General features: G+C 70.6%; 22 protein-coding genes. 15 read left to right on the top strand and 7 right to left on the bottom strand.

Features of this window, described 5'->3' with window-relative positions:
- Nucleotides 1-42: 42 nt before the first annotated feature.
- Nucleotides 43-318, bottom strand: coding sequence for a DUF2530 domain-containing protein (locus ACUKCB_RS18165; RefSeq protein ID WP_473036798.1), 276 nt, complete (start codon nt 316-318; stop codon nt 43-45).
- A 221-nt stretch (nt 319-539) separates the two neighbouring features.
- Here ACUKCB_RS18165 and ACUKCB_RS18160 point away from each other — a divergent pair, with 221 nt between their 5' ends.
- The 5 genes from ACUKCB_RS18160 (at nt 540) to ACUKCB_RS18140 (ending at nt 6,083) form a co-directional block, all read left to right on the top strand.
- Nucleotides 540-1,997: an NCS2 family permease gene (locus ACUKCB_RS18160; protein ID WP_473036797.1), complete on the top strand. Its 1,458-nt coding sequence runs from the start codon at nt 540-542 to the stop codon at nt 1,995-1,997.
- Nucleotides 1,998-2,160: 163 nt separating this feature from the next.
- Complete coding sequence (locus ACUKCB_RS18155; protein WP_473036796.1) at nt 2,161-3,612, top strand: MFS transporter; 1,452 nt, start codon at nt 2,161-2,163, stop codon at nt 3,610-3,612.
- A 24-nt stretch (nt 3,613-3,636) separates the two neighbouring features.
- Nucleotides 3,637-4,218, top strand: a complete 582-nt coding sequence (gene thpR / locus ACUKCB_RS18150; RefSeq protein WP_473036795.1) for an RNA 2',3'-cyclic phosphodiesterase — start codon at nt 3,637-3,639, stop codon at nt 4,216-4,218.
- Nucleotides 4,219-4,403: 185 nt separating this feature from the next.
- Nucleotides 4,404-5,624, top strand: a complete 1,221-nt coding sequence (locus ACUKCB_RS18145; RefSeq protein ID WP_473036794.1) for an MFS transporter — start codon at nt 4,404-4,406, stop codon at nt 5,622-5,624.
- A gap of 105 nt (nt 5,625-5,729) precedes the next feature.
- On the top strand, nt 5,730-6,083 hold the full coding sequence (locus ACUKCB_RS18140) for a MerR family transcriptional regulator (protein WP_473036793.1): 354 nt from the start codon (nt 5,730-5,732) through the stop codon (nt 6,081-6,083).
- 107 nt (nt 6,084-6,190) lie between these two features.
- Here ACUKCB_RS18140 and ACUKCB_RS18135 read toward each other — a convergent pair whose 3' ends face one another.
- A complete protein-coding gene (locus tag ACUKCB_RS18135) occupies nt 6,191-6,910 on the bottom strand; it encodes a 3-keto-5-aminohexanoate cleavage protein (protein WP_473036792.1) in 720 nt (239 codons plus the stop codon).
- Nucleotides 6,911-7,003: 93 nt separating this feature from the next.
- Between ACUKCB_RS18135 and ACUKCB_RS18130 the strand changes: the two genes are divergently transcribed.
- On the top strand, nt 7,004-8,095 hold the full coding sequence (locus ACUKCB_RS18130; RefSeq protein WP_473036791.1) for a hypothetical protein: 1,092 nt from the start codon (nt 7,004-7,006) through the stop codon (nt 8,093-8,095).
- A 72-nt stretch (nt 8,096-8,167) separates the two neighbouring features.
- On the opposite strand, the gene ACUKCB_RS18125 is transcribed toward ACUKCB_RS18130, so the two are convergent.
- A complete protein-coding gene (locus ACUKCB_RS18125) occupies nt 8,168-9,175 on the bottom strand; it encodes a glycerophosphodiester phosphodiesterase family protein (RefSeq protein WP_473036790.1) in 1,008 nt (335 codons plus the stop codon).
- A gap of 126 nt (nt 9,176-9,301) precedes the next feature.
- Entirely contained in the window at nt 9,302-10,423 is a 1,122-nt protein-coding gene (gene serC, locus ACUKCB_RS18120) for a phosphoserine transaminase (protein WP_473036789.1), read from the bottom strand.
- A 225-nt stretch (nt 10,424-10,648) separates the two neighbouring features.
- On the opposite strand from serC, the gene ACUKCB_RS18115 reads away from it, so the two are divergent.
- From ACUKCB_RS18115 to ACUKCB_RS18095, 5 genes are all read left to right on the top strand, one after another.
- The gene (locus ACUKCB_RS18115; RefSeq protein WP_473036788.1) at nt 10,649-14,242 is read left to right on the top strand and encodes an ABC transporter substrate-binding protein; all 3,594 of its coding nucleotides are present in this window, start codon (nt 10,649-10,651) and stop codon (nt 14,240-14,242) included.
- 22 nt (nt 14,243-14,264) lie between these two features.
- Nucleotides 14,265-14,918 carry a pyridoxamine 5'-phosphate oxidase gene (pdxH, locus tag ACUKCB_RS18110; protein WP_473036787.1) on the top strand — a complete coding sequence of 218 codons (654 nt, stop codon included), beginning with the start codon at nt 14,265-14,267 and terminating at the stop codon, nt 14,916-14,918.
- Nucleotides 14,919-15,331: 413 nt separating this feature from the next.
- The gene (locus ACUKCB_RS18105; protein WP_473036786.1) at nt 15,332-16,030 is read left to right on the top strand and encodes an iron-dependent transcriptional repressor DtxR; all 699 of its coding nucleotides are present in this window, start codon (nt 15,332-15,334) and stop codon (nt 16,028-16,030) included.
- Between the two features lie 152 nt (nt 16,031-16,182).
- Nucleotides 16,183-18,468, top strand: a complete 2,286-nt coding sequence (locus ACUKCB_RS18100) for a SpoIIE family protein phosphatase (RefSeq protein WP_473036785.1) — start codon at nt 16,183-16,185, stop codon at nt 18,466-18,468.
- Nucleotides 18,469-18,730: 262 nt separating this feature from the next.
- Nucleotides 18,731-19,534 carry an NPP1 family protein gene (locus ACUKCB_RS18095; protein WP_473036784.1) on the top strand — a complete coding sequence of 268 codons (804 nt, stop codon included), beginning with the start codon at nt 18,731-18,733 and terminating at the stop codon, nt 19,532-19,534.
- Nucleotides 19,535-19,666: 132 nt separating this feature from the next.
- Here ACUKCB_RS18095 and ACUKCB_RS18090 read toward each other — a convergent pair whose 3' ends face one another.
- Together ACUKCB_RS18090 and ACUKCB_RS18085 are read right to left on the bottom strand one after the other, a co-directional pair.
- Entirely contained in the window at nt 19,667-19,834 is a 168-nt protein-coding gene (locus tag ACUKCB_RS18090; protein ID WP_191268851.1) for a hypothetical protein, read from the bottom strand.
- Between the two features lie 26 nt (nt 19,835-19,860).
- Nucleotides 19,861-21,003, bottom strand: coding sequence for an acyl-CoA dehydrogenase family protein (locus ACUKCB_RS18085; RefSeq protein WP_473036783.1), 1,143 nt, complete (start codon nt 21,001-21,003; stop codon nt 19,861-19,863).
- 206 nt (nt 21,004-21,209) lie between these two features.
- On the opposite strand from ACUKCB_RS18085, the gene ACUKCB_RS18080 reads away from it, so the two are divergent.
- The 4 genes from ACUKCB_RS18080 (at nt 21,210) to ACUKCB_RS18065 (ending at nt 25,426) form a co-directional block, all read left to right on the top strand.
- Nucleotides 21,210-23,252, top strand: coding sequence for an MDR family MFS transporter (locus tag ACUKCB_RS18080; protein ID WP_473036782.1), 2,043 nt, complete (start codon nt 21,210-21,212; stop codon nt 23,250-23,252).
- Between the two features lie 150 nt (nt 23,253-23,402).
- Complete coding sequence (locus tag ACUKCB_RS18075; protein WP_473036781.1) at nt 23,403-24,545, top strand: acetyl-CoA C-acetyltransferase; 1,143 nt, start codon at nt 23,403-23,405, stop codon at nt 24,543-24,545.
- A gap of 111 nt (nt 24,546-24,656) precedes the next feature.
- A complete protein-coding gene (locus tag ACUKCB_RS18070; protein ID WP_191268842.1) occupies nt 24,657-24,953 on the top strand; it encodes a toxin-antitoxin system HicB family antitoxin in 297 nt (98 codons plus the stop codon).
- On the top strand, nt 24,950-25,426 hold the full coding sequence (locus ACUKCB_RS18065; protein WP_473036779.1) for a type II toxin-antitoxin system VapC family toxin: 477 nt from the start codon (nt 24,950-24,952) through the stop codon (nt 25,424-25,426). The genes ACUKCB_RS18070 and ACUKCB_RS18065 overlap by 4 nt, the downstream gene beginning before the upstream one ends.
- 64 nt (nt 25,427-25,490) lie before the next feature.
- Here ACUKCB_RS18065 and ACUKCB_RS18060 read toward each other — a convergent pair whose 3' ends face one another.
- Entirely contained in the window at nt 25,491-26,147 is a 657-nt protein-coding gene (locus ACUKCB_RS18060; RefSeq protein ID WP_473036778.1) for a hypothetical protein, read from the bottom strand.
- Nucleotides 26,148-26,167: the final 20 nt, after the last annotated feature.

Genomic DNA, 26,167 nt, shown 5'->3' with positions numbered 1-26,167 from the left:
CGGGCAGGCGGCAAAGTGCCCCGGTGGGTGCGGCGATCCGGTTCAGCGGGCCCCGGAACCGTCGGCCGTCCGTTCGGTGACCCGATCCGCCGCCTCGTCGCGTTTGCGGAGCAGGCGCGGGATGTAGAGGAAACCGAAGACGCCGAGGGCGATCCCGGTCACACAGACGCCGATCCACCACCGCTCCGAGGAGGGCAGGCCGTCGCCCATGGCGAGGAGCACCACGAGCGCGATCGCCCATGCGAGGGTGCCGAGGGCCGCCGGAACGCGGTAGTCGCTCTCGTGGACTTCGGGGTCTGGCTGGCGAGGTTTGGGCACGGGACCAGGCTATCCGCTGGTGTGTCGTCAGGGGAGGGGAGCAGCCGTCGCCCCTGCTCGGGGCGGGGATGTGTTGGTCACAGCCAAGGAGCGGATCATCCCACCATATGGCGTTTTCTATGAAACCGATGTGAAACACGTGGCCTGTGTTGTACGAAGATGCAACTAATCTGGCGCAGAATCCTTGTTGTCCAGTAACACGACCAGGTCAGGCTGACGACGTGAACTCACCGAATCCATCCCCCTCCGACGTACCTGCCCAGGACCGAGTCCCCAAGGGCTCGGGCAGCTTCTTCCGCATCTCCGAGCGCGGCTCGACCCTGGGCACCGAGATCCGCGGCGGTCTGGCGACCTTCTTCGCCATGGCCTACATCGTCGTCCTCAACCCGCTGATCATCGGCACCGCCGAGGACGTCAACGGCGAGACCCTGGGCATCCCCGGCGTCGCCGCCATGACCGCCCTGGTCGCCGCGCTCTCCTGTGTCCTCATGGGCGTCGTCAGCCGCTACCCGTTCGCCATCGCGGCGGGCATGGGGCTGAACGCCGTCGTCGCCTACGGCATCGCGCCGCTCATGCCCTGGGCGGACGTGTTCCTGCTGATCATCATCGAGGGCGTCCTGCTCCTCATCCTGGTGCTGACCGGTTTCCGTACCGCGGTCTTCGCCGCGATCCCGCCCGGTCTGAAGGTCGCGATCGCCGTCGGCGTGGGTCTCTTCCTCGCCCTGATCGGTCTGGTCAACGCCGGTTTCGTGCAGGCCGGCGACGGCACCCCGGTCCAGCTCGGCTCGGGCGGCCTCAACGGCTGGCCGATCCTGATCTTCGTCATCGGCCTGCTGCTGAGCATCGCCCTCTACGTGCGCAACGTGCGCGGTGCCCTCCTCATCGGCATCGTGGTCACCACCGTCATCGCGATCGTGGTCGAGACCCTCCTGGGCAACGGCGGCGACCGCCTCGGCTGGGGCCTGACCGTCCCGAGCCTGCCCACCAGCGCGGGCGACCTGATCGCCCTGCCCGACCTCTCCCTCCTCGGCCTCTTCGCCGAGGGCGGTCTCGCGGGCCGCTTCTCCGACGTCGGCGTCGCCACCGTCGTGATGCTGGTCTTCACGCTGCTCCTGGCCGACTTCTTCGACACCATGGGCACCATGGTCGGCGTCGCCCACCAGGGCGACCTGGCCGACGAGGACGGCAACATCGAGGGCGCCCGCGGCGTCCTGACCGCTGACGCCTTCGGCACCCTCCTCGGCGGTATCGGCTCCGCCTCGGTCGCCACCCTCTACGCCGAGTCCGCGGCGGGCGTCGGTGAGGGCGCGCGCACGGGTGTCGCCCCGATCGTCACGGGCGGGATGTTCCTCGTCTCGACGCTCTTCACCCCGCTGGTCACCCTGGTCCCCTTCGAGGCGGCCACCCCGGTCCTGGTCATCGTCGGGTTCATGATGATGACCCAGGTGACCGGAATCGACTTCAAGGACCCGGCGATCGGCATCGGCTCCTTCCTGGCGATCATCATGATGCCGTTCACCTACTCGATCGCCAACGGCATCGGGTTCGGCCTGCTCGGCTACGCCTTCGTCATGCTGGTCACGGGGCGGGGCCGCCGGGTCCACCCCCTCCTCTGGCTGATCTCGGTCATCTTCCTGATCCACTTCGCGGAGGCGCCGATCTCCGCGTTGATCAGCTGATCCGGTCCCCGGGGCGGACCCTCCGCCCCGGGGAATGCGGGGCCCGGTGGACGGCGTTGGCACAGATGATGAGTCAACGCCGTTTACTTCTCTTTCCCCGAAACCACTCCACGGTGGTCGTTTCAGTCCCTCCCCGGCGCGGAGCCGCCACGGGGAGGGAGTGATGCGCCGTATCGCGATGTTCCGTTCCCTGGCCGTCCGCAACTACCGGATCTACGCCCTCGGCCAGCTCGTCTCCAACCCCGGCACCTGGATGCAGCGCATCGCCCAGGACTGGCTGGTCCTCCAGCTCAGCGGCGGCAGCGGCATCGCGCTGGGGATGACCACGGCCCTGCAGTTCCTGCCCACGCTCCTCTTCGGGCTCTGGGGCGGCGCCATGGTGGACCGCTTCGACAAGCGCAAACTGCTGGTCCTCACCCAGTCCACCATGGGCGTGCTCGCGGTCGCCCTGGGCGTGCTGGCCACACTCGGAGCCGCCGAGGTCTGGCACGTCTACCTGTTCGCCTTCGGCCTGGGCATGATCACCGTGCTCGACAACCCGGGACGGCAGGCCTTCGTCCCGGAGATGGTCGACCGGGAGATGCTGCCCAACGCGATCGCCCTGAACAGCGCCAGCTTCCAGCTCGGCCGGGTCACCGGCCCCGCCGTAGCCGGGCTGCTCATCGGGCTGATCGGTAGCGGCCCCGTCTTCATGATCAACGGGCTCTCGTTCGCCTTCACGATCGTCGCCCTGCTGCTGATCCGCACCGCCGACCTCAACCCCACCGAGCGCATGCCGCGGGGCAAGGGACAGATCCGGGAGGGGCTGCGGTACATCGGGGGCAGACACGACCTCGTTCTGCTGCTGGCCCTCGCCGCCGCCGTGCAGTTCTTCGGCGCCAACGTGCAGAACCAGATCGCCCTGATGGTCAACAACGTGTTCGAGACCGGGGCCGAGGCCTTCGGGGTCGCCGCCGCGGCGCTCGCGGTGGGTGCCCTGGTCGGCGCCCTCCTGGCCGCTCGCCGCGAGTACCCGCGGCTGCGGCTGGTGCTGATCGGTTCGATGGGCTTCGGCGCGGCCCAGCTCACTGCGGGCCTGATGCCCGGTTACGTGGCGTTCGTACTGGTCCTGGTCCCGATGGGGGTGCTCTTCATGACCTTCGTGACCACGCTCAACGCCACCTTCCAGCTCAGCGTCGACCCGCAGATGCGCGGCCGCGCGATGAGCATGTTCCTGCTGGTGTTCATGGGCGTGGCCCCGATCGGAGCCCCGGTGGTGGGCCTGATCGCCGACGCCTTCGGCCCTCAGACCAGCCTGACCGTCGGCGGCGTGGTGACCATCGCGGTGGTCGGTGTGATCTCCGTGCTGCTGATGCGGGTCAAGGACGTCCGGGCCCGGGAGCTGTTGCCCCGGAGACGGCGCGCTCCGCGTACCGGTGAGACCGGGAAGCCCGAGGTGCCCCGGGAGACCGAGACATCCGGCAGGCCCGGGGAGGACGGAAGAACCGGGCGGGCCGGGGAGGCCGAGCACGCGGCGCCGCAGCAGTTGCGCGTCCGACCTGTGGAAGAGGCCGCCGCCCGGGAACGCCCCGACCGGGGGACCGAGCCACAGCAGGGCGCCGACCTACGGCGTTGACGGCCCCGGTGGGAGGATGCTCCCATGAGCCTCTTCGTCGCGTTGTGGCCGGCGCCGCCGGTTCGCGGACAATTGGAGTCCGCGGTGCGCGCGGCCCGGCCCGCGGCCCGGGGACTGCGCTGGAGCCCTCCGCGGGAATGGCACCTCACCCTGGTGTTCCTCGGCGAGGCCGGGGACCGGCTCCCCGAACTCACCCGGGCGCTGGACCGCGCGCTGACGGGCCGCCCCGCCCTCGACCTCTCGCTGGAGGACTGGGGCACTTTCCCCCTCCGGGCCGATAGGGCCTCGGTGCTCTGGGCCGGGGTCGGCGGGGAGGGGCTCCACGAGCTCGCCGAGGTCCTGGGGGAGGCCGCCCGCGCCGCGGGCGTGCCCGTCGCGTCACGTCCCTTCGTGTCGCACATCACCCTGGCCCGGGCCAGGCCGCCCCGGGACGCCGCCGAGACCCTGCGCGCACTCGGCCCCGCGCCCTCCGCCGACTGGCCGGTGGACCGGGTCGACCTCGTGGAGAGCCGACCAGGAGACCCCGACCGCTACCGGACCGTTCGGACCTGGGGTCTACTCTGGGGTAGCGAATCCCAACGAGACCCGGAGCGGGGCACGTCATGAGCATGCTCACCAACAACCGCAAGCAGCGCTGGCTGCTGCCCGTGGTGCTCGGCTCGATCATGCTCATCGTGGTCCTGGGCACCCTGCTCGGCTGAGTCCGACCTCCACGCCCCGGCTCCCCACGCGGCCGCGCGGCCCCTCCCGGCTTGACCCTGACGCCGGTGTCAAGGTTCTAGCGTGCCGCCATGTCCACCCACACACTCCGCTCCGGCTGGCTGGCGTGCCTGGCCCTGACCGCCTTCGCGGTCGGGACCGACGACCTCGTCATCGCCGGACTCCTGCCGGTCATCGCCCAGGACCTCGACGTCGGCGTCGCCGTCGCCGGACAACTGGTGACGGTCTTCTCCCTCACCTACGCCGTGGCGGCCCCACCGCTGGCGGTGGCCACCGCGCGGGCACCACGCCGGTCCCTCCTCCTCGTCGGGCTCGCCCTGTTCGCACTCGCCAACCTGGTGACCGCCCTCGCCCCCACCTACGCCGTCCTGATGGCGATGCGCGTGGTTGCCGCGCTGATCGCCGCGACCCTCACTCCGGCCGCCTTCTCCATGGCGGCCAGGCTCGCCCCGCCCGAGCGGACCGGACGCGCCGTGGGGGCGGTCGCGGCGGGTCTGACCGTGGCCCTGTTCCTCGGGGTTCCGATCGGCGCATTCCTGGGCTCCGCCCTCGGATGGCGTTCGGCCTTCGTGGCCGTGGCCCTGCTCACCTGCGCGGTCCTCGCCGCCTCGGCCCTGCGCCTGCCCGGACTGCCCGGGGCACCGGAGACCGGGGTCCGCGAGCAGTTGCGCCACCTGGGACGCCCGGCTCTCCTGCTCTGCGTCACCGGCACCGTCATGGGCGCCACCTGCGGGTTCATGACCTACACCTATATCGCCCCGATCACCCTGGACCTCACCGGGGCCACCGGGGCCGCACTGTCCCCGTTGATCGCGGTGGTGGGGGCGGCCGGGGCGGTCGGCACCCTCCTGTGCGGGCGGGCCACCGACCTCTGGGGCGCCGACCGCGTCCTGCTCGCCGCCTTCGGCGGCATGGTCGCGACCAGCCTGGCCCTGGCAGTCCTCGGACGGTTCGGCGCGGGCGCTGCCCCGGTGTGGGCCCTGGGGTGCGTGCTGGCCCTGTGGGGGTTCGCGGCCTGGGGGTTCGCCGCCCCGATGAACGCCCGACTCCTCCGTCTGGCCGGGGACGCGGGCACCGAGGCCCTGGCCCTGAACACCGGCGGGCTCTACGTGGGCACCGCGGTGGCGGGCGCCGTGGGCGGCACGGTCGTCGCCGGGGCCGGAGGTTCGGGGGTGCCGATCGTCGCCACCGCCATCGGCCTGGCCGCCCTCGTGGTCATGGTGCTCTCCGTCCGGTGGTTCCCCGCCCCGGCCCCGGCACCCGCCGAACCGAGCCGGGCCGACGCGGACTGAGCGGGGCCCGTAGGCTTGCGGGTACGTGTGACGCCGGCGCGTGCCCGCGGAGTCGCCCCGGAACACGTGTCCGCAGCAGCACTCGTTGACGGAAACGGAGACGGTATGCGCATCGGAGAACTCGCCGAACGCACGGGTGCCAGCCCCCGGTCCCTGCGGTACTACGAACAGCGCGGTCTGCTCTCCTCCGAACGGGCGGCCAACGGCTACCGGGAGTACGGGGCCGAGGCGGTCGAACGGGTGCGTAACATCCGCCTCCTCCTCGAATCCGGCCTGACCTCGCAGGACGTCCAGGAACTGCGGGCCTGCCTCGAACTCGACCTGGTCCGCGAACCCGATTGCGCCGAGGCCGTCGCCCTCTACGAACAGCGGCTCCAGGCGGTCCGGGAGCGCATCGACGCCCTTTCCGCCACCGAGCAGCGGCTCGAACGCCGGCTGGCCGAAAGAGCGCAGACGTAGAGCCGCCGGGCGTTCAGCCGTCCCCGGGCGCGAACACGGGCGTCCCGGACCCGTCTGCCCCGGCGGAGGCGAGCACGGGCCCGCCCGCGACACCGGGCGGTCCTGGTTCAGGCGGAGGCCAGCGTGAGCGCGTGCGCCACCAGCTCCGCGTTGTCGTGCGCCTCCGTACCGTCGGGCAGGCGCATCGTGTCCTCCAGCCCGATCCGGATGTCCAGCCCCGCGTCCAGGGCGTCCTCCAGCATCGGCCAGGCCGTCGCGTCCGCGCCGTGCAACAGGCGGGGGACGCCCACCTTCGCCCGGTCCAGCAGGGAGTTGATCGCGTCGGCGTTGCGCCGGGCGTCATCCGCCGCGACCTGGGTCGGCTCCACCAGCACGGTCGCGACCTCCACCCGGGTGGCGACCAGGATCCGTGCGGCCTCCACCGTCCACACCCCCGCCTCCACGGCCACACGGCGGTCGCCCAACAGCTGGATCAGGTCCACCGAGCCCGCTTCGTGCAGGTTCACCGAAACCGAGTCCGGTAAGGCCGGGGAGGCCCACCGCTGCACCAGGTCGTAGCGCCGCCACGGGTCGGACTCCGCGGACAGGGACGTGGTCAGCGACACCGGGACGTCCGGGATCTCGGCGCGCATCCGCTCCATGAGCTCCGAGACCACCTGGGGCTCCAGGGACTCCGCGCCCCCGTGGTCGCGCGGGTGGATGTGCACGGCGGTGGCGCCCGCGGCCACCGCCGAGCGGGCGTCGGTGACGAGCTGGTCGACGGACACGGGCAGGGCCGGGTGCGCGCCCGGACGGCGATCCCCGTTGAGACAGGCGACGATCCTCATGGGTCCCTCCTCGCGGCACTGCGTGTAAGCCGAATGTGCCCGCTCGCACCCGGGTGCAAGCCACCCGGGACTTCTCCTGGCAGGATGGCGGGCATGAGAAGACCTCTGGCCCTCGTCACGGCCGTCCTGTTCGCACTCTCCCCGGCGGTACCCGCCACGGCCGAGCCCGTGGACCCCGAGGGCGGTACGGGCGGGCCCGACTACCCGCGCGGCAGCGAGGGACCGGAGGGTTCGGAGGTCGCCTTCGAGTTCCAGGACGAGCGGGTCGCCGAGTCCAGCGGACTGGCGCCCTCGCTGCGGCACGAGGGCGTGTGGTGGACGCACAACGACAGCGGTGACTTCGCGCCCGAGGTGTACGCGGTGAACGAGGAGGGCGAGACGGTCGCGACCATCGCCCTGAACGTGGAACTCCGGGACTGGGAGGCGATCACCGTCGCCCTGGGCCCCGGGGGCGAACCGGCGGTGTTCGTCGGCGACATCGGCGACAACTTCGGCGGTAGCTGGCCGAACGTCCGCGTCCACCACTTCGCCGAACCCGAGGTCCTGGCCGACACGACCGTCGATCCGGCGGTGCTCACCTTCACCTACGAGGACGGGGGCCGCGACGCCGAGGGGATGATGATCGACCCGCGCGACGGACGCTTGTACGTGGTGTCCAAGGAGTTCGCGGGCAGTGTGTACGCGGCTCCGGAGAACCTGGACCCCGACGGCGAGAACGTCCTGGGCAGGGTCGACTCCGCGCCGCTGTTCGCCACCGACGCCGCGTTCAGCCCCGACGGCAGCCGTTACGCCATCCGTACCTACTGGGGCGTGACCCTCTACGACGCGACCAACGGGGTGCCGGGCGCCTCGGTGGGCTCCTTCGACCTGCCGGAGACGGAACAGGGCGAGTCGGTGGCGTTCACCCCGGACGGCACCGCGCTGATGGCCGGGACCGAGGGCCCCGGCGCCGAGGTCTGGTGGGTCCCCCTGGAGGGCGAACAGCTCCCCGACTCCGCCGCCGGGGCTGCGGGGGAGGAGTCCCCCGCCGAAGCGGCCGGGGGCGGGGACTCGGGCGGGGACACCGGGGACGGAGGCACCGGGGACGAGGAAACGTCGAACGGCGCCGCTCCGCTCATCTTCGGCGGGGTCGCGGTGGCCGTCGTGCTGATCGGCGGCATCGTCCTCCTGGTCCGCCGGACCTGACCCCGCACGGGCGCGGCGGCTGAGCCGCACCGGGAGGCGCCCCGGACCCCGCGCGGGCCCGGGGCCGCGCCGCTATCCGACCGGCTGGGGGTCCAGGAAGTGCTCCCGGCACAGGAAGGCGTGCCGGGAGAAGTCGGAGAACACGCCGTCCACCCCGGCCTCGAAGAAGGCCTCGTACTCGGCGGCGAAGCCCCCGTAGTCGTGGGGGTCGCCGTCCGAGCGCAGCTCGGCGGGGAGGAAGTGGTTCTCGCTGCGGAACGTGTAGGGGTGCACGAGCAGGCCGGCCTCGTGGGCGTTCTCGACCAGGTCGGTGGGTTCGCCCAGGGAGCCGTCCTCACCGGTCGGCACGACCAGGCTCTTGTGCGGGCCGATGGCGTGCGCGAACGCCGCCACCTCTGCCAGGCCGTCCGGGGTCGTGTAGTGCAGCCAGTGCTCCTCGGTGCCCATCAGGTACACCAGGGGCAGCCCGGTCTCTGCGAGCTTGCGCAGGCTCTCTGCCTCGAAGGACTGGAGGAAGACCGGTACCCTCGGCTCCTCGCCGACCAGCTCCGCCTCGCGCAGTGCGGCGATCAGCTTCGGCTCCAGCTCCAGGCCCTGTTCCACGTGGTAGGCCGGGTGCTTGGTCTCGGGGTAGATCCCGATCGGGCGGCCCAGTTCCTCGGTGAGGGCCAGGGCCAGATCGATGACCTCCTGGAGGGTCGGGATCTGGTAGGTCCCGTCCATCACGGCGTTGTCCGGGCGGACCTCGGCCATGCGTTCCCGGGCGCGCAGGCTCTTGATCTCCTCGAGGGTGAAGTCCTGTGCGAAGAACCCCTCCGCCTCGTGGCCGTCGACGGTCCGGGTGGTGCGCCGGTCGGCGAACTCGGGGCGGTCGGCCACGTCCGTGGTCCCGCCGATCTCCTGCTCGTGGCGGCAGATCAGGTGGCCGTCCCTGGTGGCGACCAGGTCCATCTCGATGAAGTCGCCGCCGTGCCGGGCCCCCAGTTCGTAGGAGGCCAGGGTGTGCTCGGGCCGGTGCCCGGAGGCGCCCCGGTGCGAAATGATCTTGATGGGGAGTTCGGTCTTCTTGTTCCTGCGCACAGTGGAACCGTCCTGACAAGCGATGAGCGTGAGTGCGAAAAGGAGGCCGACCCACGTGCGGCGGGTCGGCCTCCATTCTCCAACGTCGGCGGACCGGTTCGGGACGGTCCTGCGGGAGCCCCCGTCTCAGGAAAGCTTGGTCAGGACGTGGTCGATGCACTCGGTGAGCGCGTTGACGTCACTGGGCTCCACCGCGGGGAACATGGCGACCCGGAGCTGGTTGCGGCCCAGCTTGCGGTAGGGCTCGGTGTCCACGATGCCGTTGGCCCGCAGGATCTTGGCGATCTGGGCGGCGTCGACCTCGTCGGAGAAGTCGATGGTGCCGACCACCTGGGAGCGCTGGGTCGGGTCGGTGACGAACGGCGTCGCGACCGGGGAGCGGTCCGCCCAGTTGTAGAGGATGGAGGAGGACTCGTGGGTGCGGGCCACGGTCCACTTCAGGCCGCCCTGGCTGTTCATCCACTCCAGCTGTTCGGCGAGGAGCAGCAACGTGGCCACGGCCGGGGTGTTGTAGGTCTGGTCCTTGGCGGAGTTGGCGACCGCGGTGGGCAGCGAGAAGAACTCGGGAACGTAGCGGCCGCTCGCGGCGATCTCCTCGACCCGGGCCAGCGCCCTGGGCGACATGACCGCGATCCACAGGCCGCCGTCGGCGGCGAAGCTCTTCTGCGGGGCGAAGTAGTAGACGTCGGTCTCGGAGATGTCGACCGGCAGGCCGCCCGCGCCGCTGGTGGCGTCCACGAGCACGAGCGCGTCCTCGTCGGCTCCGGCGACCCGTTCGATCGGGGCGGCCACACCGGTGGAGGTCTCGTTGTGGGTGAGGGCGTACACGTCCACCCCGGCCTCGGCGACGGCCTTGCCGTGGGTGCCCGGGTCGGTGGTGATGACCGTCGGGTCCTCCAGCCAGGGGGCGCCCTTGGCGACCTTCGCGAACTTGCTGGAGAACTCGCCGAAGGCCAGGTGCTGGGACTTGGTGCGCAGCAGGCCGTGGGCGGCGATGTCCCAGAAGGCGGTGGTGCCGCCGTTGCCGAGGACCACCTCGTAGCCCTCGGGCAGCGAGAAGAGTTCGCTCACACCGGCACGGACCCGGCCGACCAGGGACTTGACCGGCTTCTGCCGGTGGGAGGTCCCCATGTACTGGGGGCCGGAGGCGGCGAGGGCGTCGAGCTGGGCGGCACGGACTTTGGAGGGGCCGCTTCCGAAACGGCCGTCGGCGGGCAGCAGGTTCGCGGGAATCTGAATCTCGGTCACGTCGAACAGCGTAGTGGGGGGCACCGCGATGCCGCCGGTCAGGGCGGCAATTGCCGCCGTGAAATCACGTGACGGCTCCAACGCATTCTCACACCCGAGGTTCTGGCCGATATGGGTCAGCGTTAATACCGGCAAAAGGGATGAACCCCGGGTCCCTTTTGCTGTCTAATGGGGCGGCTGTCAGGGGGGTGGCGAGCACGGTACGAGCGTGGAGGGAGGTTCCGAGTGCCCGACCAGACACCCGGCACCCAGAAGGAGCAGCCGGACAGACCCACCTTCATCCGGGTCTTCGAGGACCTGCGCCGACGCCCGCCACGCTCGGAGCACACCAGGATCCGGCGGATGGAGCGCCGGGTGGCCCGTCGGCACCCCGCCCAGAAGGGCGAACTCCAACGCTCGGACGTCGCCGAACCCCCGCCCGTCCTGGACCTGGCGGTCGAGAGCCCCTCGGACCGCGCTGCCGTCCAGCGCATGCTGGTACGCGAGTGCGCCGTCGGCCCGGTGTGGCTGCTACCGGAGGGAATCCCCGAGGAGGGCGGCGGAACCGGCGGGAAGGACCCCGACACCACGGGCGCCCCCGGCGGTGAGGCCCGCGGCGCCCGGGGGGCGCGGCCCCCCGCGGGGCGGGGTCCGCGCTGGCCCTGGTGGACCCGCAGCGCCGAAACCGGCTCGCCCCCGCCGCCCCCACCTCCCCGCCGGCGCCCGGAGGACGAGGACTCCGACGTCACCACCAGGGAGCTGTACGACCTCCTGGAACGGCTGGTGGACGGCGGTTTCGCGTGGATGGACGATCCGCCCGAGCTGCCGCGCGGACGCAAACCCGTGCCCGCGCCCCGGTTCGCCCGGTCCCGTTCCCTGCTATGGCTCCGGCGCTGCGACCTGAAGAGCGTCCGGGACCGGTTCGCCAAGGGTGAGACCACCGAGGAGCACGGCACCCTCCAGAACAGCAGCAGGGCGCAGGTGGAGGTGATCAACGAACTCCGCCAGGTCCGCCTGGACAGCGCCCGCGCACGCAGGGACGAACTCCTGGACCGTGCCCAGCGTGCCGCCGAGGCGCCGGGGGCCGTGACGGCGCCCAGCCGCTGGGAACTGGTCCGCAGCCGCTTCGTGGTCTACTGGCGGGCGCTCGCCCGCAGCGCCGCCCAGACCTCCCGCCTGGTCACCCAGGCCTCCGGCAAGGCCACCTTCGGCTTCCTCGACGAGAAGGTCCTCACCCCGCTCGCCTTCGTCGTCTCCCTGGTCGTCGCCGCGGCCCCCTTCACCTTCGCCTTCGTGGGCCTGGCCGCGAAGCAGGTCAACGAGCTCGTCTCGGTCCTGGTCGGCGCGGTCCTGGTCGCCGTCTACCTGCTCACCGTGTTCTTCTTCTTCCTCCCCTGGCGGTCCTACTTCTGGCTGCACCGCCACCGCTACGTCATGGACCAGAACGGCAGGAGCGGCTCCGACCAGGACGCGGAGGAGGGCGCGACGGGCCGCCACCGTGCGCACGGGGTCCACCTCCTCAACCAGCTCAACAACCCCGCCCGCGACCGCGCGCGCATCGACGGGGACACGCGGCCGCCCGGCACCCACCGGATCGCGGTCAACGCCCTTCTGGACGACCTGCACCAGGCCTACGGTGCGAACCGGCGGCGGCTGCGCCACCGGCGCAGGTCCAGGCCGGTGCTCGTGTACGACCAGCAGCGCCTGGGCCGGGTCGGCCGCTACCTGGTCTGGCTGATCGAGGAGGAGCGCCTGCGCAGGGCCTTCCCCGACCCCCTGCTGCTGGTACAGGTACGCGACGTCGGGACCGAACCGCTGGTCGGCGGCGCCGTGGACGCCACCCGCCACGAGTCCCTTCCCGAGTTCACCGGGACGGGGCGGGGGACCGGGGCGGTGCGGGCGTGGGCCCGCCGGCGGTACCTGGCCGGGGTGCTCGGCACCGAACGCCTCGTCTCGCAACCCGTCGCGCCGTTGCCGCAGGGGCTCAGGGAGCGGTCGTGGCGCAGCACCCCCGAGTGGGTGCTGAGCGGTCCGGTCCTCGCCGGGGCGTGGACCGCCGGCATCGCGGGGGCGACCGCGGTCGCGATCCTGCTCGGGGTGGTGTTCGTGCCCGCTCAGGTGCAGGCGCTGCGTCCCTGTGTCCAGGACGGGGTCAGCCAACCCGACGGCATCACGCGCATGGGCAGGCAGTGCGTCGGGGTCACCTTCGGTGACTTCGTGTTCCACGATCGGCTGGAGGAGGTCACCGAGCTCATCCACGAACAGAACGAGGCGGTGAGCGCCAGCGGGGACCCCTACGTCACCATCGCCCACATCGCAGAACTGAATGTCGCCGACCCCGCCGACCCCAACCTCGCGGGGGGTCAGGGCGAACTCCTGGGACTCGCGTACCAACAGCGCGAGCACAACCGGATCAAGGACGCCAGGTACCCCCGGATCAAACTCCTCATCGGCAACGCGGGACGGGACTGGGAGCACTCCCTGGTGACCGCCCAGGAGATCGTGGACCGTGCCGAGGACGAGGGCCTGGGCATGGACCGCCCGATCGCCGCCGTCGGGTTCGGCCACAGCGTCGTCCCCAACAGCCGCGCCATCCGGAAGGTGGGCGAGGCCTCGATCCCCATGGTGGGGACCACCGCCACCTTCGACGACGTAGCCCAGTACGGCGCGCGGGAGCACAGCGAGTTCTACTTTCCGATCGCCCCGGCCAACACACGTGTCGCGGAGCAGGCCGCCCACTGGGCCAGACAGGGGGTGCCCTGGAGCGGGACCGACGGGGTGGAGCGCGGGCTGGAGGCGCACGAGACCGCGGTGGCCATCGCCAGTGCCCAGACCGACGCCGAGGGCGGCAAGCACGAACAGTACGGTCCGCACCTGGCGAGGGAGTTCATCGCGGCCTTCCGGGAGGGCGGCGGCACCGTGTGGGAGGGCGCGGAGGGGCTCGACGGCGACGAGTACGACGGCGAGGGCGTCCTGCTCTACCAGACCGGCGACCCGGAGACCGACACCACCTACGCGGAGCAGCTGGAACGCCTGTGCACCGACGACGACCCACCGGACCTGCTCTACTACGCGGGCCGCTCCGACGACTTCACCGGCTTCTACCGCAGGTTCATCCGAACCGGCGGCCAGGACTGCGTCGACGGGCACATGACCATCCTCGGCGGTGACGACATCTCCAAGTTCGTCTCCGACGAGGAGGGGCTCATCGGTAGCAACGCCGACCACCACTCGGTGTTCTACACCCCGTTGGCGCCCAGCGGCCCCTGGGGCGGCCAGGAAGGCGTCCCGGGGAACGACGCGGGCGGCAGCGACCAGGGGTTCTACGAGGACATCGACACCCTGGTGAGTGACCTGTACGAGAAGGAGGACGAGGACGGGGAGGTGGTCCTGGCGCCCAAGACGGACCTGCCGTCGATCGCGCACGCCGCCGTGGCGAGCGACGCCCTCCTCGTGGTCTCCGAGGCGCTTCCGGTCACCGGCCTTACCCGGGAGGAGCTGACGGCGAAGAGCCCGCTGCGGTGGATCGGGCTGGACCGGCACCCGTACCTGCGGACCCGGGAACAGTACGAGGAACAGCGCGACCTGCTGCACGGGGCGATCAAGGACACCGGCAACCTCACCGGGGTCTCCGGTTACATCGAGTTCGACGCCGACAACGACGGCAACTGGTTCGACGGCCGGATGGTGCAGCTGGTGCTGGTCGGCCCGGCGGTGCGCAACCCCGAGACCGGGGAGCGGCAGCGCCAGCACGTCGTCCAGCGGTGCGGGATGCGTAACGCCAACACCGCCGAACCGGGCGCCCAGTGTCTGCCCGTGGTCCCCGAAGGTGCGCGATGACCGGCGTGAGAGTATGCGTCGTGTGGATCACCAGAACCCTGCCGAACTGCGGAAACCGTACATGGGTGAGCCTCTGCGCCGTTCCGGTCTCGCCGACCTCCCGATGAAGCAGTTCCACCTGTGGTTCGACGAGGCCTGCGAATCGGGTCTCGCCGAACCCAACGCGATGGTGCTGTCCTCGGTGGAACCCTCCGGGATGCCGCGCTCGCGCACGGTGCTGATGAAGGGCTACGACGGTGCGGGGCTGCGCTTCTTCACCAACTACACCTCGCGCAAGGCCCGGGCGCTGGACGCCGATCCCCGTGCGTGCGTGGTTTTCCCCTGGCACGCGATCCGCCGCCAGGTCCTGTTCGCGGGCCGGGTGGAGCGGCTCGGCGACGAGGAGAACGACCTCTACTTCGCCTCCCGCCCGCGCGGTTCCCAACTGGGGACCTGGGCGAGCGAACGCCAGTCCCAACCGGTCGCGGACCGGGACGAACTGGACCGTCTCTTCCACGAGTTCGACTCGGTGTGGGCCGCGGACGAACCCATCCCCAGGCCCGCCTACTGGGGCGGCTTCCGGCTCTTCCCCTCGGAGGTGGAGTTCTGGCAGGGCGGTGAGGACCGCATGCACGACCGCTTCCGCTACCTGCTGGTCGAGGACGGCGGCTGGGAGATCGAGCGCCTGGCGCCCTGAGGCGCGGCCCGGGTGAGCACAGCCGGCCGGTCAGGGGTGCGGGGAACGCCGGCCGGGGGTGATGTTGGTCGCGTCGCGGGCGGGTTCGGGAGATGATGGGGCCTGCAGGGGAGATCCGCAAGGGTCTTTTGGATAATTCACGTTTCAACCAGATACCCTGCACGCCTGTGACCTCGGACCCTTGCCCGGCCGGGGTCGCCCGGGCCGAGTGTGTCCGCATCGTGAGACGGCGTCGAAAACCAGGCCCGTCGCACCGCGATATGCTTGGCGTATCGGTGGTCGCTCCCGCGGTCCTGCGGACGCCCCGGTCCCCACTCGGCCCCAGGGAATCACGTGGTCCCGGCCTGTGTTGTGAGAGACCTGCCGTGCCCGCCGTGACCGCGCGCCGGGCGCAGAGCCTTGGGAGGGGAGTCTTGACCGCACACGGGCTGATCGACACCACGGAGATGTACCTCCGTACGGTCTTCGAGCTCGAAGAGGAGGGCATTGTCCCGCTTCGGGCCCGCATCGCCGAACGCCTGCACCAGAGCGGCCCCACGGTGAGCCAGACCGTCGCCCGGATGGAGCGTGACGGCCTGCTGCGGGTCGAGAACGACCGACACCTGGTGATGACCGCCGAGGGCCGCAGGCTGGCCACCCACGTCATGCGCAAGCACCGGCTCGCCGAGCGCCTGCTCGTCGACGTCATCGGGCTGCCCTGGGAGGACGTCCACATCGAGGCCTGCCGCTGGGAGCACGTCATCTCGGAGGCCGTGGAGGAGCGTCTGGTCACGCTGCTCAACGCCCCGTCGGTGTGCCCGCACGGCAACCCGATCCCCGGGCTGGAGGAGCTCGGCCTGGAGGGCTACGCACCCGAGCCGTTCACCGACGACTCCATCGTGCCGATGATCGACGCGGCCTCGAAGACGGAGAGCACCGTCACCGTGCGCCGCATCAGTGAACAACTCCAGCCGGACGCCGACATCATGCTCACCTTGCGCAAATCCGGGGTACAACCGGGGCAGGAAGTCGTACTGCGAGCTTCGGACGACGGAGTGCGCGTCATCGGCGAAGGTGAGGACACCGAGATCCCCGCCGACGTCGCGGGGCACATCTTCGTCGCCAAGCCGTGAAACGTCCGTACACGTTGATTGGTTGCTCATCGGGATTGTCTCATTGCGCTGCGGGAACATTGGCGGTGTTGCTACGCTCGCCCCAAGGTGCGGTCGTTCGGAGTACCCGGAGCGGGCATGTGCGCAGCTCATGACGGCGAGGTGGCGGCTAGATGACACGGTGGGGTGAGCCCTTCCGGGAGAGCGGCGCGCTAGCCAAGGCCGAGGTCGTCGACCAGGCCCAGATCGCCATCGTCGTCATCGACCGGTTCAGCCTCCTTCGCTACTGGAACCCGTACGCGCGCGAACTCTTCGGGTTCGTCGGCGGACGCGACTATGTCGGCCTGTCCCTGCTGGACATCGGCATCCACGAGTCCGACCGCGAACACGCCTCCCAGCTGGCCCGCCGCGTCCTGCGCGGCGAACCCTGGGAGGGCACCTTCGCCGTGCTCAAGGGCGACTCCACCTGGATCCACGTACGGGCCCAGGCCGTTCCCATGCACGACAACGCAGGCGAGATCGACGGCATCGCCCTGATCGCCCGCGAGGCCCTGCGCAGCGGCCGGGTCGAGGAACAGTACGGCCTGCTCGAACGGATCGGCAGTCGCCTGGCCAGTTCGCTGGAGTTCGACTCCACGGTCAAGGGCGTGGCCGGGATCCTGGTGCCCCAGTTCGCCGACCACTGCTTCATCGACCTCTACGACCACGACCGCCTGGTCAGACAGGTCTCCGTGCACGCCGAGGGCTGGTCCCCGCCGCCCCGGACCTGGTTCGACGTCGGAGACGAGGTCCGCTACCCCGAACGCCACTTCGTCACCCAGGCGATGCGTCGCCTGGAGACCGTCGTCAGCAGCGACTACCTCTACGAGAACTCACCCAACGACCGTTCCGACCGGGTCTCCCGGCAGGTCGGCGTCACCTCCGCCATCGCCGCCCCGCTGCGGGCCCGCGGCGAGGTCCTCGGTGTGCTCACCCTGGCGCTCTCCGGCCTCTCGCCCCGGCAGAAGACCACCTACGGCGGCTTCGACCGGGACCTGGTCGGCGCCATCGCCTCCAGGGTCGCGCTGGCCATCGACAACGCCCGCCTCTTCGAGGAGGAGCGCAGCACCGCGCTCGCCTTCCAGAACAGTCTGCTGCCCAGCCACTTCCCACCCCTGGACGGGCTGACCCTGGCCCACCGCTACCTGCCCGCAGGGCCGCTCCAGGCACACGGGCACGGCGTCCAGACCCAGGTCGGCGGCGACTTCTACGACGCGATCCCGCTCTCCGCGGGCCGCGTCGGCCTCGTCATCGGCGACGTCGAGGGCCGGGGGCCGCACGCCGCCGCCGTCATGGGGCAGTTGCGTGCCGCCCTGCGCGCCTTCGCCCAGGCCGACCGGGAGCCCGCGGACATCCTGCGCGAACTCGACGAGTGGGTACGCCAGCTCGGCACCCCCGACGGGAACGGCGGCGTCTGGATCCCCAGCGTCAGCTGCCTCTACATGGTCTACGACGCCTGGTCCCGGGAGCTGTCCTACGCCAACGCGGGGCACGCCTCCCCGCTGCTCATCACGTCGGAGTCGGTCGAGGCCCTCGACCTGGAGGTCACCGACCGCATGCTGGGCGTGCGCGCCAGGGGCGGCTCCGGTGAGGACATCGTCTACCACCAGGCCGACCTGCGTCTTCCCTTGGGCGCGACCCTGGTGATGTACACCGACGGCATGGTGGACCGGCGACCGGTCGGCGGGAGGGCCGACCCCGAGCGCGCGCTGGCCCGGCTGACCGAACGGGTCTCCGAGGTCGCCGACAAGGACGTGGAACAGATCGCCGAGGCCGCGGTGCACAGCGTTCCGGGCGAACTGGACGACGACACGGCGCTCCTGGTCGTGCGCACCCACTCCGAGGAGCTCGCCCTGCGCGAGGGCTGGTTCCCCTCGGAGGCGTCCACGGTGGGCGCGGCCCGGCACCTGGCGGCCGACACCTTCAAGGAGTGGGGCGTCGACCGCGACCAGGCCGAACTGGCCTGTCTGCTGGTCTCGGAGATCGTCACCAACGTGGTCATCCACGCCACCCCGCATCCTGTGCACCGGGAGTTCACCGGTAGCGGTGTCCTGGACTCGGAGTCCCCGCTCGACCCGGGCGGCGCGGTAGACGAGTTCGACGAGGACTGGAGCGACCTGCTGGAGGCGGTCGCCGAGGAGGACGAGTCCAGCGACGACCCGGGGGACAAGGAGTTCCTGCTCCGACTCCGCCGGGGGGCCAGCGCGGTGTGGGTGGAGGTCTTCGACCACGACCTGCGCCTGCCCCGGATCCGCAGCGCCGCCGCCGACGACGAGGGCGGTCGTGGTCTGTACCTGGTCGAGCAGCTCGCCAGCCGCTGGGGCTCCCGGCCCACCCCGGACGGCAAGGCCGTCTGGTTCGAGATGCCCATGCACGGCGATGACGGGGTCGAAGAGGCGGAGAAGGACGACGAGGAGTAGGCGGCGGCCCCGCCGGGCCGCACCCTCCTTTGCCGGCAGCCGAGGCCGGCCGCTCCGTTCCGGGTCCTTTTCCCTGGTCGGGGACCGTACGGACGTAAACCCGTTTCAGCCTGCGAAAAAAATGCAGCGAACCCTCCTTGATTGCTTGTAGTCGGCTGGTTACTTTATCCAGTGGTAAAGGGTCGATCCGGCTGCTCGAATGGTGGTGCGCGCATTGTCTTCCGGGGGAGTGAAATCGGTTCCGGGCTCCCCGGATCCCTTCATGGAACAAAGTCCCGATAGGTTCTCGGGATCCGGTCGGTCCCTGTTGGGGTCCGGTCTGCGCGGCGGCGTGTCCCTCCTCGGGGCGCTGGGTCTGGTGGTCGCACTCGCCACCCCGGCCTTCGCGGCGCCTCCGCCCGCTCTTCCTGCGAATTCGTCCGAGGCCGAAGCGAAATGGCAGCCCGCCTTCGACTACGACACGGACGGTTGCTATTCCACCCCGGCTGTCGGCCCGGACGGAAGTATCGCCGGAGGGCTCAAGACCACGGGGGCGCTGAACGGAAACTGCCGGGACCGGTCCGACCTGGACAACACCAATTCCTATTCCCGTGCCAGCTGTGACGGCAGCGGGTGGTGCGCCTACATGTACGCGCTCTACTTCGAGAAGGACCAGGTCCTGCCCGGTTGCTGCGGCCACCGGCACGACCTGGAACACGTCGTCGTGTGGGTGCTCGACGACGAGGCCCGGTACGTGTCCGCCTCCGCCCACGGCGACTACGACACCCGGGCCGCCGAGGACGTCCTGTGGGAGGGCACCCACCCCAAGATCGTCTACCACAAGGACGGCTTCTCGACCCACGCCTTCCGGTTCGCCGCCCATCACGACGACCCGCCGGAGAACCACCACGGCGAGTGGCAGTACCCGGCCCTGGTGGGCTGGGAGGGCTACCCCGAGGGCATCCGGGACGTCTTCGTGACGGCCGACTACGGGTCCGCCCAGCTCGACCTCAGGGACGACCGGTTCGGTGGCGCCCTGGCCAGGGCGCTCCCCGACGGCGTCGACTTCGCCCCGTACGCCCCCTGATCCCCTGACCACCGCGGCCGGGTCCGGCCGTCCGGTCCTTACCCGCCTTCGGACCGTCCACCGGGCCCAGCTCTCCCTCCGGACGCCGTCAAGGCCCGCCACTCCTCGGGGCGGCGGGCCTTCGGTGCGGGTTCAGCGGTTGGACCAGGCCCACAGCAGCAGGCAGACGAAGATGAAGAAGACCACGATGCCGCTGGTCGCCCAGGGGATGTGGATCCTCGGCCGGAGCTTGCGCACGGCGATGACGAGCAGTACCACCAGCAGCCCCATCACGATGAGGCCGTCCCACGCTCCGCTCATGCTCCGGACCCTTCGGGTTGGGGGGTCTACAGTCCCAGGCCCCGGCCCACGATCTCCTTCATGATTTCGGTGGTGCCACCGTAGATCGTCTGGACCCGGGTGTCCTGCCATGCCCGTGCCACGGGGTATTCCATCATGTACCCGTACCCGCCGTGAAGCTGAAGGCACCGATCCATGACCCGGTTGCACATTTCGGTGGTCCACCACTTGGCCTTGGCGGCGTCCTCGACGGTCAGTTCACCCTTGTTGAGCAGCTCGACGCCCCGGTCGACGTAGGTGCGGCCCAGGTCCACCTCGGTCGCCAACTCGGCCAGGACGAAACGGGTGTTCTGGAAGCGCCCGATCGAACGGCCGAAGGCGGTGCGCTCCCTGCAGTAGTCGATGGTGTGCTGGAGCATCTGGTCGGCCGAGGCGACCGCGCAGGTGGCGATGGACAGCCGTTCCTGGGGGAGGTTCTGGAGCAGGTGGATGAAGCCCTGGCCCTCGGTGCCGATCAGGTTGGCGGCCGGGACGCGCACGTTGTCGAAGAACAGCTCGGCGGTGTCCTGCGCCTTCATGCCGATCTTGTCGAGGTTGCGGCCCCGGTCGAAGCCGGGCATGTCCCGCTCCACGGCGAGGAGTGAGAAGCCCTGCGCCCCGGCCTCGGGGTCGGTCTGGCAGACCACGATCACCAGGTCGGCGTTGATGCCGTTGGTGATGAAGGTCTTGCTGCCGTTGAGGACGAACTCGTCCCCCTCGCGGACCGCGGAGGTCCTGATCCCCTGGAGGTCGCTGCCGGTGCCGGGTTCGGTCATCGCGATGGCGGTGATCAGCTCGCCGCTGGCGAAGCCGGGCAGCCAGCGCCTCTTCTGCTCGTCGTTGGTCAGCCCCACCATGTACGGCGCCATGACGTCGTTCTGCAGGGTGATGCCCAGCCCGCTGGCGTGTGCTCGGCAGATCTCCTCGTTGACGATCTGGTTGTAACGGTAGTCGTGCAGCCCGGTGCCGCCGAACTCCTCGGGCACGCCGTGGCCGAGGAGGCCGACCCGGCCCGCCTTGACCCACACCTCGCGGGGCACGATGCCGTCCTTCTCCCACTGGTCGTGGAAGGGAGCCACGTCCCTCTTGAGGAACTCGGCCACCGATTCGCGGAAGAGGTCGTGGTCGGCGTCGAAGAGTTCCCGCTTCATGCGCTGCTCCGGAGGGTGTCGGGGATCACTGGTGTTCCCACACGGTAACCGAATCGAATTCGGTTTTGAAGAGACGGGGGCAAGCCGGGGCAAAGTTCCTGGTCGGCTGGGCGGTTCCCGGTGGTCCGGCGGGGTCGGGTTCCTAGTCTGGCCGCAGCGGGGTCGTCGGAGATCCGGGCACGGCCCGACCAGGGGGAGGCGATTCGATGGCCAGGGAGAGTACGGCCGACCAGCGGGACCGGGGTGAGTACCGCGGGGGGCGGATCGCGCTGATCATGACCGCCCTCATGCTCACCGTCCTGCTCGCGGCCCTGGACCAGACCATCGTCTCCACCGCCCTGCCCACGATCGTCTCCGACCTCGGCGGCCTCAACCACCTGTCCTGGGTGATCACCGCCTACCTGCTCGCCGTCACCGCCAGCACCCCGCTCTGGGGCAAGCTCGGCGACCAGTTCGGCCGCAAGAGGCTGTTCCTGTGGTGCATCGCGATCTTCCTCCTGGGCTCGGCGCTGTGCGGCATGGCGCAGGACATGCTCCAACTGGTACTGGCCAGGGGGTTCCAGGGGATCGGCGGCGGCGGACTCATGGTGCTCGCCTCGGCGCTCATCGGCGACGTCGTCTCACCGAGGGAACGAGGCAAGTACCAGGGCCTGTTCGGGGCGGTCTTCGGCATCTCCAGTGTGGCCGGACCCCTACTGGGCGGCCTGTTCGTGGACCACCTGTCCTGGCGGTGGGTGTTCTACGTGAACCTCCCGCTGGGGCTGGTCGCCTTCCTGACCGTCCTGGCCGTACTGCCCCGGCAGGTCCCGGTCGGCCGCCGGAACATCGACTACGCGGGCATCGTGCTGCTCGCCGCCACCGCCGTCTGCCTCACCCTCGTGGCCTCCTGGGGCGGCGGTGTCTACTCCTGGCTGTCCTGGCAGATCATCGCTCTGGCCGCGGGCGGTCTGGTCCTGGGCGTCGGCTGGTGGCTCACCGCCCGCCGGGCCAGCGACCCCGTCATGCCGCTCAGCCTGTTCCGCGACCCGACCATCGTCGTCGCCATGGCCATCGGCTTCTGCGTGGGCTTCGCGATGATGGGTTCGATGGCGTTCCTGCCGCTGTTCCTCCAGGTCGTCCACGGACTCTCGCCGACAGCCTCGGGCCTGCACCTGCTCCCGATGGTGGCGGGCATGTTCCTCACCTCGATCACCAGTGGCCGCCTGGTTACCCGGACCGGTCACTACAAGGCCTATCCGATCGCCGGTATGGCGCTCACCTCGGCCGGGCTCTTCCTGATGTCGGGGATGGGGCAGGACAGCTCGATGCTGGAGATGAGCGCCTACTTCTTCGTCCTCGGCTCCGGGCTGGGGTTGGTGATGCAGGTGGTGGTCGTGGTAGTGCAGAACGCCGCCTCCTACGACGACCTGGGGGTGGCGACCTCCTCGGCGACCTTCTTCCGGTCGATCGGCGGCTCCTTCGGTACAGCGGTCTTCGGTGCGGTGTTCGCCGGCCGGCTCGCCGCGAACCTGGCCGAGCGCGCCGGCCGTGTCCAGTTCCCGCCGGGGGTGGATCCGAGCTCCCTGGAGAGCGACCCGAGCGCCATCGACCGGCTGCCGCCGCAGGTCCAGGCGAGCTTCCTGGGCGCCTACGCCGACGCCATCGACACGGTGTTCCTGTGGGCGGTTCCGGTCGCCCTGGCCGGACTGGTCCTGGCCCTGTTCCTCAGGCAGGTACCGCTGCGCACCACCATCCGGGCACCGGACCTGAACGAGGCGGTGTCCCCGGTGGCCTCGCCCAGCCGCAGCGCCATGGAGCAGGTGGAGCGCGAGGTCTACGCGGCCTGTGGCGCCGAGGGGGCGGAGACCATGTACACGCGGCTGCGCGAGGCCGCGGGTCTGGAGGTCTCCACCGAGGCCTGCTGGGCGCTCAGCCACCTCGGGGTCAGGGGGTCGCTGACCGTGGCCGATCTGGTCCGGATGTCCGGGCTGGACGCCTCCCGTTGGCGGGACGTGCACCAGGAGATGCTGGAGGCGGGCTACCTGGCCGACGAGGGTGAACCGTGGGAGCTCAACTGGCGGGGCGAGGACGCCGTGCGGAGCCTGTACGAGGCCCAGCGGACGGCGTTGCGCTCACTGCTGGCCGACTTCGGCCCCCGGGAGCACCCGGACGTGGTCGAGGTTCTGGAGCGGGTCACCGGCGGCACCCTCGGCGACGAGGACGACGCCCCAGGCCAGGGCCAACGCCGCTTCGACCGCGGCCCGCACTGAGGCAGCGCCGCCGCGGCCGGCCTTCCGAGCCACACCCGCCCTGAACTGGGCGGGAACCCGAAAGACGGGGGCGGGGTCTTGCCAGGGAGGCAAAACCGAATACAGTTCGGTTCAGCAGGACGTCACATTCCACGCCCCTTGGAGGACCCCGTGGCCGAGGCCTACATCGTCGGAGCAGTACGCACCCCCGTCGGCACGAAGAAGGGTGCGCTGGCCGCCGTGCACCCGGCGGACCTGGGGGCGCACGTCCTCAAGGAGCTCGTCGAGCGCACCGGGGTCGACCCGGCGGCGGTCGAGGACGTCATCATGGGCGTCGTCAGCCAGGCCGGTCCGCAGGCTCTGGACCTGGCCCGCACCGCGTGGCTGTCCGCCGGTCTTCCCGAGACCGTTCCCGGCGTCACCATCGACCGCCAGTGCGGCTCCTCCCAGCAGTCCATCCACTTCGCCGCACAGGGCGTCATGTCCGGCGCCCAGGACCTGGTGGTGGCGACCGGCGTGGAGAACATGGGCATGGTCCCCATGGGCGCCAACGTCCAGTTCGCCATGGACAACGACCTCCCGCTGTACGGCGAGGGCTGGATCGAGCGGTACGGATTCCAGGAGATCTCCCAGTTCCGCGGCGCCCAGCTCATGTGTGAGAAGTGGGGCTACAAGCGCGAGCAGCTGGAGGAGTTCGCGCTGGAGAGCCACAAGCGTGCCGCCGCCGCGCAGGAGGCCGGTTACTTCGACTCCCAGATCGCCCCGATCGCCGGGGTGAGCAGTGATGAGGGCATTCGCCCCGACACCACCCTGGAGAAGATGGCCGGGCTCAAGCCGCTGCGCGAGGACTGGGATCTCACCGCCGCGGTCGCCAGCCAGGTCTCCGTGGGCGCCGGCGCGTTGCTCATCGCCTCCGAGCGCGCCGTGAAGCAGCACAACCTGACCCCGCTGGCCCGCGTCGTCCAGCTTTCGCTGGTCGGCGACGACCCGGTCTACATGCTCACCGCCCCGATCCCGGCGACCAGGATCGCCCTGGAGAAGGCGGGCCTGAGCATCGACGACATCGACGTCACCGAGATCAACGAGGCCTTCGCCCCGGTCCCGATGTCCTGGATCGACGAGCTCGGCGCGGACCCGGCCAAGGTCAACCCGAACGGCGGCGCCATCGCCCTGGGCCACCCGCTGGGCGCCACCGGCTCCGTCCTGATGACCAAGCTGGTCAACGAGCTGCACCGCACCGGCGGCCGCTACGGCCTCCAGACCATGTGCGAGGGCGGCGGCCAGGCCAACGTGACCATCATCGAGCGCGTCTGACCCCGGTCCCCGAACGCTGGGCCGCACCCCGGCCCCGGGGTGCGGCCCAGCGCCGTGCCGACTGCGGGGAACACTCTTGCCTGCAGGCATGCATGCATCTAGGCTGCGGTCATGAGTCAGATGACGTGGAGAGCCGAAGAAGAGCTGATGCGCAGGGTCAAGTGCTCTGCCGAACGCCGCGGTGTCAGCCTGAACGAGTACGTGACCCGGGTGATGCGGGCGGTGACCGATCCGGACCTGGAGGGCGACGAGGCACGGGCCGTCCGTGCCAAGCTCGCGCAGGCCGGGCTGCTGGACTCCTCGGGCACCCAGCGCTCCCGCCCCAGCCGTGAAGCCGTCGAGAGGGCCCGCCGGGCAGCGGGCGGGGGGACCCAGCTGGAGGACCTCGTGGCGGAAGGGCGCGAATGAGCGTTTTCGCTGACACGTCCGCTGTGGTCAAGCTGTACGCGGACGAGTACGGCAGCCAGGCCGTTCGGGACCTGGCGCAGCCGCTGGTGGTGTCGCAGATGACCAGGGTCGAGGTCCCCGCCGCCCTCTGGCGCAAACACAGGATGGGGGAACTGGGCGCCGAGGACACGCGGGTCCTGGTGGCCGAGTTCGAGGCCGACTACTTCGGCGCCCCCGGTGAGGAGCGGCGCCTCTCGGCGGTCAGGGTCACAGCCGATATCCTCGAGGAGGCGGTTCGGTTGACGGCGGTGCACGGCCTGAGAGCTTACGACGCCGTGCAGCTCGCCTCCGCCAAGGCCGTTCGGTCGGCCGACCCGGGATGTACCTCATGCGCTGTGTTCGACAAGAACCTGCGTGCCGCCGCGGCGCTGGAGGGTTTCTCCCCGCTGCCGGAGGAAGCCTCTCTGTATGGCCCCCGCATCGAGCGCGTCTGACCCCGGTCCCCGAACGCTGAGCCGCACCCTGGACCCGGGGTGCGGCCCAGCGTCACGTTCCGCATCAGGGGACCGTCACCAGCAGGTCGTCGAGGAAGGCGTCCACGTGCTCCTGGCCGTCCTCCCAGGAACCGGTGGGCATACCGCAGGACTGGACGAAGCGGAGTTCGTCGTCGCCGTGCCAGAGGACTCCGGCCCGGGAACCGGCGTCCGTCTCCTCGTTCACCGTCTCCACGGCGGTGAACTCCACGCTCTCCCCGTCGTCTGTGGGGACCTCGACCGGGTCGAGCGGGGTGATGGGGGTGTCGGTCAGGTCGTCGCCGAACACGTCCCCCGGGGCCGTGAGCCACAGCAACGCGCTGTCCTGGGGGTCGCGGCCCAGTTCCTCGGACTGCTTGGCGTGCCCCTCCATGAGGTTGAGGGTGACGCTGCACCCGTCCCGGACGAAGACCGCCAGTCCCTCTTCGCCGCCTCCGCTGTCCGTCCACGCCGGAAGGTCCTCGGGGACGAGCCAGGCGAGCTCGCCGTCGGCCGGGATGGAGGTGTACTCCCGCTGCGGCTCCTCGGCCGCTTCCTCGGTCTTCTCCGTTTCCACCGCGGCCTCCACCTCGGGAGCCGCCTCGTCCGTCTCCTCGCCCTGGGCACAACCAGCGGTCAGGAGCAGGGTCGCGGCTCCGGGGAGGAGGGCCAGTCTTTTCGCCGTGTCTGGAATCTCTGGCATGCACCAGATCATGGCAGACC

The organism is Nocardiopsis moroccensis (assembly GCF_055763695.1).
This window is presented reverse-complemented; position numbering and strand designations above follow the sequence as displayed.

Excerpts from the sequence above, each read along its gene's own strand:
- ACUKCB_RS18100 (WP_473036785.1), top strand. The coding sequence starts at position 16,183 with ATGACACGGTGGGGTGAGCCCTTCCGGGAGAGCGGCGCGCTAGCCAAG.
- thpR (WP_473036795.1), top strand. The coding sequence starts at position 3,637 with ATGAGCCTCTTCGTCGCGTTGTGGCCGGCGCCGCCGGTTCGCGGACAA.
- ACUKCB_RS18135 (WP_473036792.1), bottom strand. The coding sequence starts at position 6,910 with ATGAGGATCGTCGCCTGTCTCAACGGGGATCGCCGTCCGGGCGCGCAC.
- ACUKCB_RS18155 (WP_473036796.1), top strand. The coding sequence starts at position 2,161 with ATGCGCCGTATCGCGATGTTCCGTTCCCTGGCCGTCCGCAACTACCGG.
- ACUKCB_RS18145 (WP_473036794.1), top strand. The coding sequence starts at position 4,404 with ATGTCCACCCACACACTCCGCTCCGGCTGGCTGGCGTGCCTGGCCCTG.
- ACUKCB_RS18060 (WP_473036778.1), bottom strand. The coding sequence starts at position 26,147 with ATGCCAGAGATTCCAGACACGGCGAAAAGACTGGCCCTCCTCCCCGGA.
- ACUKCB_RS18095 (WP_473036784.1), top strand. The coding sequence starts at position 18,731 with ATGGAACAAAGTCCCGATAGGTTCTCGGGATCCGGTCGGTCCCTGTTG.
- ACUKCB_RS18065 (WP_473036779.1), top strand. The coding sequence starts at position 24,950 with ATGAGCGTTTTCGCTGACACGTCCGCTGTGGTCAAGCTGTACGCGGAC.
- ACUKCB_RS18080 (WP_473036782.1), top strand. The coding sequence starts at position 21,210 with ATGGCCAGGGAGAGTACGGCCGACCAGCGGGACCGGGGTGAGTACCGC.
- ACUKCB_RS18130 (WP_473036791.1), top strand. The coding sequence starts at position 7,004 with ATGAGAAGACCTCTGGCCCTCGTCACGGCCGTCCTGTTCGCACTCTCC.
- ACUKCB_RS18090 (WP_191268851.1), bottom strand. The coding sequence starts at position 19,834 with ATGAGCGGAGCGTGGGACGGCCTCATCGTGATGGGGCTGCTGGTGGTA.
- ACUKCB_RS18085 (WP_473036783.1), bottom strand. The coding sequence starts at position 21,003 with ATGAAGCGGGAACTCTTCGACGCCGACCACGACCTCTTCCGCGAATCG.
- ACUKCB_RS18140 (WP_473036793.1), top strand. The coding sequence starts at position 5,730 with ATGCGCATCGGAGAACTCGCCGAACGCACGGGTGCCAGCCCCCGGTCC.
- ACUKCB_RS18070 (WP_191268842.1), top strand. The coding sequence starts at position 24,657 with ATGAGTCAGATGACGTGGAGAGCCGAAGAAGAGCTGATGCGCAGGGTC.